This is a genomic window from Rhizobium sp. SAFR-030, from assembly GCF_059415005.1.
The window spans coordinates 153923-165546 of record NZ_JBPFDO010000001.1 but is presented as its reverse complement, the minus strand read 5'-3'; the positions used below and the strand labels follow the sequence as shown (position 1 = coordinate 165546).

11 protein-coding genes and 1 tRNA gene are annotated in these 11624 nt (G+C 63.7%); 6 read left to right on the top strand and 6 right to left on the bottom strand.

Annotation, left to right across the window (positions count from 1 at the left end):
- Positions 1-100: 100 nt before the first annotated feature.
- Positions 101-460, bottom strand: a complete 360-nt coding sequence (locus ACR65N_RS00835) for a DUF4189 domain-containing protein (RefSeq protein ID WP_430308028.1) — start codon at positions 458-460, stop codon at positions 101-103.
- Between the two features lie 305 nt (positions 461-765).
- Between ACR65N_RS00835 and ACR65N_RS00830 the strand changes: the two genes are divergently transcribed.
- Positions 766-1008 (top strand): hypothetical protein, encoded by a 243-nt coding sequence (locus ACR65N_RS00830; protein ID WP_440455395.1) that lies wholly within the window; start codon positions 766-768, stop codon positions 1006-1008.
- A 103-nt stretch (positions 1009-1111) separates the two neighbouring features.
- Here the strand turns inward: ACR65N_RS00830 and ACR65N_RS00825 are convergent, their stop codons facing one another.
- The 3 genes from ACR65N_RS00825 to ACR65N_RS00815 all read right to left on the bottom strand — a co-directional run bounded on the left by ACR65N_RS00825 (position 1112) and on the right by ACR65N_RS00815 (position 2121).
- On the bottom strand, positions 1112-1363 hold the full coding sequence (locus ACR65N_RS00825; protein ID WP_440456095.1) for a hypothetical protein: 252 nt from the start codon (positions 1361-1363) through the stop codon (positions 1112-1114).
- Positions 1364-1533: 170 nt separating this feature from the next.
- Positions 1534-1607, bottom strand: a tRNA-Cys gene (locus tag ACR65N_RS00820).
- A gap of 322 nt (positions 1608-1929) precedes the next feature.
- Positions 1930-2121, bottom strand: coding sequence for a hypothetical protein (locus tag ACR65N_RS00815; protein ID WP_430308030.1), 192 nt, complete (start codon positions 2119-2121; stop codon positions 1930-1932).
- A gap of 189 nt (positions 2122-2310) precedes the next feature.
- Here ACR65N_RS00815 and ACR65N_RS00810 point away from each other — a divergent pair, with 189 nt between their 5' ends.
- The 5 genes from ACR65N_RS00810 to exoR all read left to right on the top strand — a co-directional run bounded on the left by ACR65N_RS00810 (position 2311) and on the right by exoR (position 10236).
- Positions 2311-2964: a protein-L-isoaspartate O-methyltransferase family protein gene (locus ACR65N_RS00810; RefSeq protein WP_430308031.1), complete on the top strand. Its 654-nt coding sequence runs from the start codon at positions 2311-2313 to the stop codon at positions 2962-2964.
- Between the two features lie 249 nt (positions 2965-3213).
- Complete coding sequence (locus ACR65N_RS00805; protein WP_440455394.1) at positions 3214-4254, top strand: PopZ family protein; 1041 nt, start codon at positions 3214-3216, stop codon at positions 4252-4254.
- 115 nt (positions 4255-4369) lie between these two features.
- Positions 4370-7285: a valine--tRNA ligase gene (locus ACR65N_RS00800; protein WP_440455393.1), complete on the top strand. Its 2916-nt coding sequence runs from the start codon at positions 4370-4372 to the stop codon at positions 7283-7285.
- Positions 7286-7633: 348 nt separating this feature from the next.
- Positions 7634-8881 (top strand): OmpP1/FadL family transporter, encoded by a 1248-nt coding sequence (locus ACR65N_RS00795; protein ID WP_440455392.1) that lies wholly within the window; start codon positions 7634-7636, stop codon positions 8879-8881.
- A 569-nt stretch (positions 8882-9450) separates the two neighbouring features.
- A complete protein-coding gene (exoR, locus tag ACR65N_RS00790) occupies positions 9451-10236 on the top strand; it encodes an exopolysaccharide production regulator ExoR (protein ID WP_430308088.1) in 786 nt (261 codons plus the stop codon).
- A 39-nt stretch (positions 10237-10275) separates the two neighbouring features.
- On the opposite strand, the gene xth is transcribed toward exoR, so the two are convergent.
- A complete protein-coding gene (xth, locus tag ACR65N_RS00785; RefSeq protein ID WP_440455391.1) occupies positions 10276-11073 on the bottom strand; it encodes an exodeoxyribonuclease III in 798 nt (265 codons plus the stop codon).
- Between the two features lie 136 nt (positions 11074-11209).
- Positions 11210-11542: an iron-sulfur cluster insertion protein ErpA gene (erpA, locus tag ACR65N_RS00780; RefSeq protein ID WP_430308036.1), complete on the bottom strand. Its 333-nt coding sequence runs from the start codon at positions 11540-11542 to the stop codon at positions 11210-11212.
- Positions 11543-11624 lie beyond the last annotated feature (82 nt).

Genomic DNA, 11624 nt, shown 5'->3' with positions numbered 1-11624 from the left:
CGACAGCCAAGAAATATCTCGATTCCTAGGCTGACTAAGCGCGAAAAAAAGGCCCGCCGATTGAACCGGCGGGCCTTCCGTCACATCTGCGCCGTTGCCGTTACTGGCAGTCGGAAACCACCAGCTTGCAGTTCGGGCATTCGTCGAGCGCGGCCTTCTGGGCTGCCTTCTCGGTCGCGCCGATGCCGATCGCATAGTTTACCTTGTCGCCGACGTAAGCGCCGCACTGTTCGAAGGTCAGCATCACCTTGCAGGCCTCATTACCGGCCGACTTGCATTCGCGCACGGCGTTGGCCGATGCTTCCTTCTTGGTGGTGCCGTAGCCGACGGCATAGCCGGCTTCATCGGCCGACATGCCCTGTTCGTCGTTGACGGCAATGGCGCCGGTTGCAAAGGCGGATGTCGAGAAGGCGCAGGTAAGCATCGCTGCGGCGAACGCAGCGCGAAGGGTAGATGTCATGTGAAAAGGTCCCCAAGCCCCAAAAATGGCGGCGCGAGCGACACTATAGAAGGCTTTTGATATTACAAGCGTCGCACTTGGTTAACCTTGGAATTATTTTCGGGCCAAGGTTAGCTCCCAGCTTTGCAGTTGATAGTGCAGGGGTGAGCGCTCGGTTGCTGCCCCGGCCCGATGACTTTGCGGTCTGGGTTCGCCGGACTTTGCTCGTCAGGCATGCGCGACCCACCGGCTTGGCAGTGAAGGTCCGCAGGAACCCTTGCCGACCCGCTCAGTTCTGCCAGCACGGATTGCGGAGGTATTATATTATGCCGAACTACAAGCTTCAGATTTCCGACGGATATTCCGGCGAAACGGCGATCGATGCGCCGAATTCGCACGAGGCGCTGAATTCGGCTCTCAATGCGATGGCGCAGTTTGCCTGCCGCAATTTCCCGCCCCCCGAAAACGTCAGCATCACGGTGACCGAAGCCGATGGCGCGCCTGTCGCCACCCTCAACCTCGCCTTCTCGATCGAATACGCCGAGCGGGTGCGCGAGAGCCTGTCCTAGCCGAGTTCTAGGAACCGGGCCGGGTGAGCCGACCCCTGTTCGATCGACCGCGTGCTGGGATACGGAGGGAGATCAGCGTGGAGGACCGTGCGTATTCGGGCAATCAGTCTTCCGGATAGTTGATCCGCTGACGGTTCACCAGTTTCAGCGAGCGGTCCGGCTGAATGATGTATCGCTCGCTCCACTCCTGGCCGAACTGGTCCCGAAAACGGTTGCCGACGGCGCTGCCGATTGGCGCCTTGGCCAGACGGCTGGCTGGCTGGCCGCCATAGGTAATGCTGCCGGGGACCGGCTCCAGTTCGCTCGTCGTGCATCCGGTGATGAAGATCGCGATGGCCGGTAGAAGAATGCGCAGCATGAAAAACTCCCTGAGCTTGCGGGGGCCGAACCATAAGTGGTGGCGGAGGTTCCATGGGCGCCGTGGCGTCAACGGGGTGGGCGATGGCGCCGGGTGGTGGTATCGCACACACGAACTGCGTTCGGGCGCTTCGCGCTCAATCGGATCAAGATTATGAGAGAGAAGGATGGAGGCCTCGCCCGGAATCGAACCGGGGTGCAAGGATTTGCAGTCCTCTGCGTAACCACTCCGCCACGAGGCCATCCGGGTAGTAAGTGCGTGTGGTGACGGGCGTTTAGAACGAATCTTGAAAGCGCGCAAGAGGCGAGATCGGCTGCGGCGACAAATTCACAGGCGGCGCGTTGAGCGAGCGGGGCAGGCGCCAAGTCATGCTCGAGAGTTAAGCGCATTGACGAGTGGCGGCGCCGCAGCGCCTCTCTGTCTTCGCGAGACACCCGGAGCACCGAGACCGCAAAATGCCTCAAGTGCCGAGATTGCGCCGCGGCGAACACGCCTAAGATGCCCGGTACGAAAAAGGCCGCCCCGCGGGACGGCCTTCGAAGGAACGTATAAGGAGCCTCGGCTCAGGCGGCGCCAGCGGGATCACCGATCGGCAGCAGTGCCGGGTTGAGCGTCGGATCGTTGGGGTTCTTCGTATCGCCCGGATCCTGTGCCGGGGTCAGCGGTGGTTTTTCCTGCGTGCGGTCCGGCACGCCGGGGGCAGGGGTCGGGCCGCGCGGCGTATCCACGGGGTTGTCGGGCAGGTTCGTCGGCATGGTGGCCTCCCTTCGGTTTCGTGTGGTCTCCCAGAGGCAACCCATCGGCTCGGGCTTTGTTCCGTTATTTGACGTCCCCGGCAGGCCGGAATTGCCGAGCCGCTGCGCGAACCGTCTTGAAAGGTGCAAGCGGCCCCAGTAAGACGAGGGCCAGATAGATGCACAGACGCTTTGACGAGGCGAACCACAATGATCGATTTCGAAGCAGCACGGGTAAAGATGGTCGAGCACCAGGTGCGGACCACGGATGTGACCTCCCATTCGGTGCTGCGGGCCTTCTTTTCCGTGCCGCGTGAAGCCTTCGTACCCGAGAAGCAGAAGATCCTCGCCTATGTCGACAACGACATTCAGCTGGCGCCGGGCCGCTTCCTGATGCAGGCCTCGCCGCTGGCAAAGCTGCTGCAGCTTGCCGCCATCACCAAGAACGACGTGGTGCTGGAGATCGGCTGCGGCACCGGCTACGCGACAGCGCTGCTGTCGCAGCTTGCCAGCGCCGTGGTGGCTCTCGAAAGCGATGCCGAGCTAGCAGCCGAGGCCTCCAAGACGCTCGCCGATCTCGGCTGCGACAATGTCGCGGTGGTGAGCGGCGACCTCGAAGCCGGTTATCCCGGCGAGGCGCCCTACGACCTGATCTTCATCAACGGTGCCGTCGAAGACGTGCCGGAGGCCCTGTTTGCGCAGCTGCGCGACGGCGGACGGCTGATGACGGTGGTCGGCTACGGCAATGCCTCCACGGCGCGCGTCTACCTGAAGGAGCACGGCGTCGTGTCGGAAAGCGTCTACTTCAACACCAGCGTCAAGCCGCTTCCCGGCTTCCGCAAGGCCAAGCAATTCGTATTCTGAGAACGCACTGGGCGGCCACGAGCCGCCCTTTTCGCGACCGCTCGTGCGGCTCCATGCGGTGACTTGATGCGGCAGTTCCGCCGCGCCGGCGCCGGGGTCACCGTTCCCTCTCTCCGATAAACCTGTGTATGCGCTGCAGCACGCCACCCCCGGCGATTGTGAGGCGGGCGCCGGATCGCGTAGACTGGTCACCGATTCGTCCGTTCGTGCCGCGGCACCGGACGGCCTTAAGGCAGATCGGGGATGAAGATGGCCCAGCCGAGCGTAGCGCGTGAACCCTCCATGGAAGAGATCCTGGCCTCCATCCGCCGGATCATCGAAAGCAATGACCCGATCGGCGAGGGCGAGCTTCACGGACGTCCGCAGCAGGCGGTGTTCGACGAGGAGGACGACGATTTCGAGGTGACCGACACGCTCGACCCGCCCTTCCTGTCGCAGATACCTGCAAACGACCCGGGTCGTCCCTTCGCTGGCGAAGCCATGAACCTGCGTCCCTCGATCGATCCTCCGACGCGTGCGCCGCTCGAGCCGGCAGCCCCGGCACGTTACACTCCGCCGGCCGAGCCTGTGGCTGCTGCTGCGGCGCCGCAGGAGCGGACGCTTTCGCTCGCCGATGTCGCCGCACGCGTGCGCGCCGCCGCCGGCCGTGTTCCAGAGCCGGTGGCGCAGCGCCCGGTGCCGGCCGACATGGCATCCGCGGATGTGGCTCCGACGAACCTCGCGCCGTCGCGGCAGATTCCGCGCGACCTGCCGCCGCAGCCCTCCGTATCGCCGCTCGTGCAGCCTGCCGCGCAGACCGGTTTCGAACCTGCGATCGCCACGCCGCCGGCGGCCGTGGTGATGGCCTCCGACCTGCCGCGCGAACGCTTCGAGGCGCGCTCAGCGGATCTGAAGCCGCGCGACATGCCCTCATACGAGGCGGAACAGTTCGCGCCCGAGCCTGCCGCTCCGAAGGCGGTGACTGCCGCTGCCGAGCCGATGGCCGCCGAGCCTATGCGCGACGCAGAGCCCGCCGCAGACATGCTGCCGCCGGTCACCGCAATGTCGCTTCCGGCAAAGATCGAGGAGGCGGCGCTGCTGCTGTCGGCCGAGGCCGGCGAACAGGTCGCCCGCTCGTTCAAGGAGCTGGCCGATGTCTTCAACGGCATCGAGCGGCAGTCGCTGGAGGACATGGCCCGCGACATGCTGCAGCCGATGCTGCGCGAGTGGCTGGACGACAACCTGCCGACGCTCGTGGAGCGCCTGGTGCGCGAAGAGATCGAGCGCGTGGCGCGCGGTCCGAACCGCTGAAGCTGCCGGAGGCAGGCATAGTGGGGCCGCTCTTCGGGGCGGCCTTTTTTATTGACTCGCTAGGGTCACTCCTGTTTACACCCAAGCAACGAGAACTCGAGAAACTGGTCGGAAAATGCTCGAAAAAACCTACGATTCCGCCGCCGTCGAACCGAAGATCGCAACCGCCTGGGACGAGGCCGACGCCTTTCGCGCCGGTGCAAATGCCCGGCCCGATGCCGAGACCTTCACCATCGTCATCCCGCCGCCGAACGTTACCGGTTCGCTGCACATGGGCCATGCGCTGAACAACACGCTGCAGGACGTCATGGTGCGCTTCGAGCGGATGCGCGGCAAGGACGTGCTGTGGCAGCCGGGCATGGACCATGCGGGCATCGCCACGCAGATGGTCGTCGAGCGCAAGCTCGCCGAGACCCAGCAGCCCGGCCGTCGGGCGCTCGGGCGCGAGGCGTTCATCGACAAGGTCTGGGAGTGGAAGGACGAGTCCGGCGGGTTGATCTTCAACCAGCTGAAGCGGCTCGGCGCCTCGTGCGATTGGTCGCGCGAACGCTTCACCATGGACGAGGGCCTGTCGAAGGCCGTCCTCGAAGTGTTCGTCACGCTCTACAAGCAGGGCCTGATCTATCGTGGGAAGCGGCTGGTCAACTGGGACCCCAAGTTCGAGACGGCGATCTCCGACATCGAGGTGGAGAACCGCGAAGTCGACGGCCACATGTGGCACTTCAAGTACCCGCTGGCCGGCGGCGAGACCTACACCTATGTCGAGAAGGATGAGGACGGCAACGTCACCTTCCAGGAACAGCGCAATTACATCGCCATCGCCACGACGCGGCCCGAGACGATGCTCGGCGACGGCGCGGTTGCCGTCAACCCGAAGGACGAGCGCTACCAGGCCATCGTCGGCAAGCTCTGCGAGATCCCCGTCGGGCCGAAGGAGCACCGCCGGCTGATCCCGATCATCGCCGACGAGTACCCGGATCCGGCCTTCGGCTCCGGCGCCGTGAAGATCACCGGCGCCCATGATTTCAACGACTACCAGGTGGCCAAGCGCAACAACATTCCGCTGTACCGGCTGATGGACGGCACCGCGCATCTGCGCGACGACGGCGAGCCCTATGCCGTCTGTGCGGCCCAGGCACTTGCCGTCGCCCGCGGCGGCGAGGTTCCCTCGGAATCCGAGGTGGACGACATCAACCTGGTTCCGGATGAATATCGCGGCCTTGACCGGCTGGAAGCCCGCAAGCGGATCGTCGATGCGATCAACGCCGAAGGTCTGAGCGTTACCGTCAAGGACGCAGAGGGCAATGACGTCCCCTACGTTGAGAACAAGAAGATCATGCAGCCGTTCGGCGACCGGTCGAACGTCGTCATCGAGCCGATGCTCACCGACCAGTGGTTCGTCGACGCCCAGACGCTGGCCGAGCCGGCGATCGCCTCGGTGCGCGACGGCCGCACGAAGTTCGTGCCGAAGAACTGGGACAAGACCTATTTCGAGTGGATGGAGAACATCCAGCCCTGGTGCATATCCCGCCAGCTTTGGTGGGGTCACCAGATCCCAGCCTGGTATGGCCCGGACGGCCAGTGCTTCGTCGAAAAGACCGAGGAAGACGCGCTCAACGCGGCGATCCAGCATTATCTGGCGCATGAAGGTCCGTGGAAGGCCTGGGTGCAGGAAAAGCTCGAAAACTTTGCGCCCGGCGAGATCCTCACGCGCGACGAAGACGTCCTCGACACCTGGTTCTCCTCGGCGCTCTGGCCGTTCTCGACGCTCGGCTGGCCGGACCAGACGCCGGAGCTTGCCCGCTACTACCCGACCAACGTCCTGGTCACCGGCTTCGACATCATCTTCTTCTGGGTCGCCCGGATGATGATGATGGGTTTGCATTTCATGAAGGACGAGAACGGCAACCCGGTGGAGCCTTTCAACACCGTCTACGTGCACGCGCTGGTTCGCGACAAGAACGGCCAGAAGATGTCGAAGTCGAAGGGCAACGTCATCGACCCGCTGGAGCTGATCGACGAATACGGCGCCGACGCGCTGCGCTTCACGCTGGCGATCATGGCGGCCCAGGGACGCGACGTGAAGCTCGACCCGGCACGCATTGCCGGCTACCGCAACTTCGGCACCAAGCTTTGGAATGCGACGCGCTTTGCCGAGATGAACGGCGTCAAGCGCGATCCGCATTTCGTGCCGCAGGCCGCGACGCTGACCATCAATCGCTGGATCCTCACCGAGCTGACGGCGACGATCCGCGAGGTGACGACCGCCATCGAGACGCAGCGGTTCAACGATGCGGCGAGCAGCCTCTACCGTTTCGTCTGGAACCAGGTCTGCGACTGGTATCTCGAATTTCTGAAGCCGGTGTTTGCCGGCGAAGACGAGGCGGCCAAGGCCGAGGCCCAGGGCTGCGTCGCTTACGTGCTGGAAGAGACCTACAAGCTGCTCCACCCGTTCATGCCGTTCATGACGGAAGAGTTGTGGGCGCACACGGCAGCGCGTGATGGTCTGCTGTGCCATGCCGATTGGCCGCAGCCGGGCTTCGAGGATGACGGTGCGGCAGCCGAGATCAACTGGCTGGTCGATCTGGTGACGGGCCTGCGCTCCGCCCGCTCCGAGATGAACGTGCCGCCGTCGGCGGTGGCGCCGCTGATCGTCGTCGGTGCAACCGCGCTGACGCAAGGACGCCTGCAGCGCCACGAGCCGGCGATCAAGCGGCTGGCGCGCGTCTCGACCATCGAGCTTGCCGATGCCGCTCCGCGCGGTGCAGCCCAGGTGGTGATCGGCGAGGCGACAGCCTGCCTGCCGCTCGGCAGCCTTATCGACGTGGCAGCCGAACGGGCGCGAATCGAAAAGGCGCTGGGCAAGGTGGATGCCGACACCGAGCGGACCGAGAAGAAGCTCGGCAACGAGCGGTTCGTCGCCAATGCGGATCCGGAAGTGGTCGCGGCCGAACGCGAACGGCTGGCCGAGCTTCAGGTGCAGCGCGCAAGCCTTCAGACGGCGCTGCAGCGGATCAACGAAGCCGGTTGAATCACCTGCAATAAACGGACAAGAAAACGGCCCGCGGGATCCATTCCGCGGGCCGTTTTGCGTCCGGCCGCAAACGGTTCCCGGAGGCAGCAGATCGTGGCGAGAAATGCGCCTATGTGGCGAATGTGCAACGGACCGCGAACTTTGAGTACGTTTTTCTAATGCGCGCACCAGGGCGCAAGCTTGACGCAAAAAACACCAGCCATTCTGCGTCGGCGCGCGAGAAGCTGAAGAACTTACGTAACTTTGAGACCTGCATGCTGCGCTGCACCGTTGCTAGCCGACGTTGTTTTTCAGGCGCGCGTCACTAGGCTGGCCAGGGTCACTTACCTTGGGAGTGGGAGAGATATGGTAAGATACACAATTACGAGCGGCCTTCTGGCCGCGGTCGCGGTCGGCGCGCTTCACACCACGGCGATGGCCGGCGGCCTTGAGCGCGGCGGCTACAACATCGATCTGCTGTTCGATCCGGCCACTGTGGCCGGGGAGGCGTCGGCAACATTCGTTGCTCCGCAGCGCGAGCTGAAGAACGCCCGCGACATCAACCCGGCGAATGGTCTGGGATCGGATGGCCGCAACGGCGGAACGACGACGGCAAACGATTCCGAGAACTACTGGGTGCCGCGCGTCGGCATCAAGGCCGGTCTTGGCGACAGCGTCGACTGCATGGCCGACTACTCGCAGCCATGGGGAGCACACACGAAGCCCGGCGCCAACTGGCGCGGCGCCAATGAGAACATCGAGACCAAGGTCGAGAGCGACAATTACGCTGTCACCTGTTCCTACCGCTTCGACGCGGGTCCGGGTCAGTTGCGTATCATCGGCGGCGGCTTCTACCAGGAAGTCGAAGGTTTCAAGGAGCGTCTGGTCGTTCCTCCGACCCCACTTGGGAACGGCGTTGGGCGCCTGGATCTTGAGGACAGCGGCTGGGGCTGGCGCGCCGGCCTTGCCTACGAGATACCGGAATATGCCTTCCGCGCGAGCCTTGTCTACAACAGTGAAGTCAAGCTCGACGACATCACCGGCACGCTCAATCTCACGCAGGTTCCCAGAGCGCTCACACCTGTCGGCGGACGCGTCTACAACGTGTTCGGATCGCAGAGCATGCCCGACAGTGTGGAGCTGAAGTTCCAGACTGGGGTCGCTCCTGGCTGGCTGGTCTTTGGTTCGGCCAAGTGGGTCGACTGGAGCCAGTTGTCGACGATCCCCTTCTGCGTCGCCGGCACCACGTCGAGCTGCACGACCGCGAGCCAGATCACCTCACTCGATCTCGGTTACCGCGACGGCTGGACAGTCACCGGCGGCGTCGGACACAAGTTCGATGAACAATGGAGCGGTGCACTGGCTCTGACCTGGGACCGCGGCACCAGCCAGGGCTTCGGCACGCAGACCGACACCTGGTCGGCGGCAGCGTCGGTCGCCTACACGCCGACGCAGAATGTCGAGTTCCGCCTCACGGGCGTTCTCGGCGTGCTGACCGGCGGCTCGTCCGGCCCGGTGACGCTGAACGGCGTCCAGTATGGCGCAGACTCGCGCTACGACTTTGATGACGATCTGGTCGCCGCCATCTCCACCTCGGTCCGCGTGAAGTTCTGATCTCATCCGCGCAATGCAACCGAAGGCCCGGATCCGTCCGGGCCTTTTTTTTCGTGCGCCTCCGGCCTAGCTGGCGCCCGCGATTTTGTGACGATTCGGCAACAGTTTCTTCAGACCATGCGACGTAGTCTCGGTGCCGGCCAATCGGTCTACTTCCCGCCACAAACGGGGCGCAGCGAATGTGTCAATTGAAGTAAGCGGACCTGCGGGGGCGGGGGCGTGTTGGGTGAATATGGGCGAATTCTTCAGTGAAATGCCGTGGATGCGGGGACATTCGACTTTCGTCGATGCCCGTCGCGCGTCGCGACCGCACATTGCAGAGCGGGACCGTAGTCTTGCCGGAAACACGTTCTATCGTGAGGCTGCGATCGGTCGCCGATCGTCGCAGTTCCGCCCAGCCGGTTGTCTGGCAAGCGCGATCGAATGTGTGTTCGGAGTACGTACATGACCTCTTATCAAGGCTCTGGCGAGCTGGCCCTACGGGCCGCGGCGACAGCGACCGTAGCGAACACCCGTCCCGCATCAAGCACCGGCATGGTTAAGGAAGTCTAAACATGCCTCGCCTCAACATGCTCACTGTCGGGCTCCTGACACTCGGCTTCCTGCCCGGGATGCTGGTCGCGCAATCAGGCTATTGTTTTGACATCACTGCGGGCGTGACGAAGGAATCCGGTCCGTTCGACCTCTTCAAGTTCGGCTTCAAGGCCTACAAGAACGGTCAGAAGAAGGACGCGGTCGAAGCCTATCGCTACGCTGCGGAAAAGGGTCATACCGGTTCGCGCTGGGCGCTTGCCAACATGTACGCCTATGGCGACGGCGTGGCGAAGAACGATTTCGAAGCGTTCAAAATCTACAGCGAGATTGCCAACCAGGGCGTCGAGCCGGGTTCGGAAGACACCGGCTTCTTCGTCAACGCGCTGCTGGCGCTCGCCGACTACTACCGCAACGGGATCGCCAATACCCCGGTCAAGGCCGATCTGGGCCAGGCCCGGCAGATCTACTTCCAGGTCGCATCGACATTCGGCGTGTCGGAGGCGCAGTTCCAGCTGGCCCGCATGATGCTGATGGGCGAGGGAGGCTCTGCCAATGTGCAGCAGGCGAAGAAATGGCTGAACCAGGCCCGCAAGGCCGGCCACGCCGGTGCCATGGCGGTGTTCGGCGACGTGCTGTTCCAGGAGGGGCAAACCGTCCGCGGTCTTGCCTTCCTGACGGCAGCGCTGGACCGCTGCAACAAGAAGGACTGCCCGTGGATGGAAGAGCTGCAGGAGGACGCCTTCTCGCTGTCCAACGAGCAGGATCGCCGCAGCGCCGTGGCGCTGGCGCAGCAGTTCGGCCAGGGCGACGACGCCGACTGAACGACGTTTCCTGTCGGATCAAAGCTTGCTTGACTGAGGCTAGAGCCGGCTGGCGAAGTCGAAGGTGCCGACCACCGGCACGTGATCCGACGGCTTTTCCCAGGCCCGCACCTGTTTTGCGATCGACGTTGCAACCAGGCGATCGGCCGCTTCCGGCGACAGCATCAGATGATCGATGCGGATGCCGTTGTTCTTCTGCCAGGCGCCGGCCTGATAATCCCAGAACGTATAGAGTTTCGTCTGGTCGCTCGTGGCGCGGACGGCATCGGTGAAGCCGAGGTTCTCCAGCCGGCGGAAGGCGGCGCGCGTCTGCGGCAGGAACAGCGCGTCGTTCACCCAGGCGGCGGGATCGAAACAGTCGTGCGGCTCGGGAATGACGTTGTAGTCGCCGGCCAGCACCAGCGGCTCCTCCAGCAGCAGGCGTGCCTGTGCGTGGCGGGCGAGCCGATCCATCCAGGCGAGTTTATAAGGGTATTTGACCGGGTCGTCGGAAGGGTTGCCGTTCGGCAGGTAGATGGACGCGACGCGCAGCACGCCGGATGGGATCGAAAACACGGCCTCGATGTAGCGCGACTGCTCGTCCGTATCGTCGCCCGGAAGGCCGCGCAGGACATCCTCGGGCTTCAGCTTCGAGAGGATGGCGACGCCGTTGAAGCCCTTCTGGCCATGCGTCTCGACATTATAACCGAGCGCCTCGATCTCCAGCCGCGGAAAGCCTTCGTCAACCGACTTGATCTCCTGCAGGCAGACGATGTCCGGGCTGAAATCGCTCAGCCACTGCCGCAGGCTGTCGATGCGTGCCTTGACGCCGTTGATGTTCCAGGTGGCGATCTTCATGACTTCCGGTCCTTGCGCTGTCCGCCTCTTTTAGCCGATGGGGCAGGCATTGAAAGCGGCAACTGCCGTCATCCACGCAAGTTGAAGCGATGCTCCGGACGCGGGTCGGGGCGGGTCAGTCAGGCCGAGGAAGCCGTCAGATGGAGAAGCTGGTGCCGCAACCGCAGCTGGCGACAGCGTTGGGGTTCTTGATCTGGAACGACTGGCCGAGCAGGTTGTCGACGAAGTCGATCTCCGAGCCTGCCATGTAGACGAGCGACAGGCTGTCGATCAGCACCTTGGCCTCACCCTTGGCGATCACCACGTCGTCGGCATCCGCATCGTCGACGAGGTCGAACTTGTAGGAAAAGCCGGAACAGCCGCCGCCTTCGACGGAGACGCGCAGAGCCTGCTTGCCGGTATCGGCGCTGACGATTTCGGCGATCCGCCGGGCAGCTGCATCGGAGAGGGTTACATTGATATCAGTCATCGCTTTTGCCTTCCTGCCGGGTTCAAGGCCCGGAGATTGCGCAACCGGCTATGCGCCGTGTTGCTCTATAGGTATGAAGGCT

Coding starts and splice junctions, on each gene's coding strand:
- ACR65N_RS00835 (WP_430308028.1), bottom strand. CDS start 460: ATGACATCTACCCTTCGCGCTGCGTTCGCCGCAGCGATGCTTACCTGC.
- ACR65N_RS00830 (WP_440455395.1), top strand. CDS start 766: ATGCCGAACTACAAGCTTCAGATTTCCGACGGATATTCCGGCGAAACG.
- ACR65N_RS00815 (WP_430308030.1), bottom strand. CDS start 2,121: ATGCCGACGAACCTGCCCGACAACCCCGTGGATACGCCGCGCGGCCCG.
- ACR65N_RS00810 (WP_430308031.1), top strand. CDS start 2,311: ATGATCGATTTCGAAGCAGCACGGGTAAAGATGGTCGAGCACCAGGTG.
- ACR65N_RS00805 (WP_440455394.1), top strand. CDS start 3,214: ATGGCCCAGCCGAGCGTAGCGCGTGAACCCTCCATGGAAGAGATCCTG.
- ACR65N_RS00800 (WP_440455393.1), top strand. CDS start 4,370: ATGCTCGAAAAAACCTACGATTCCGCCGCCGTCGAACCGAAGATCGCA.
- ACR65N_RS00795 (WP_440455392.1), top strand. CDS start 7,634: ATGGTAAGATACACAATTACGAGCGGCCTTCTGGCCGCGGTCGCGGTC.
- exoR (WP_430308088.1), top strand. CDS start 9,451: ATGCTCACTGTCGGGCTCCTGACACTCGGCTTCCTGCCCGGGATGCTG.
- xth (WP_440455391.1), bottom strand. CDS start 11,073: ATGAAGATCGCCACCTGGAACATCAACGGCGTCAAGGCACGCATCGAC.
- erpA (WP_430308036.1), bottom strand. CDS start 11,542: ATGACTGATATCAATGTAACCCTCTCCGATGCAGCTGCCCGGCGGATC.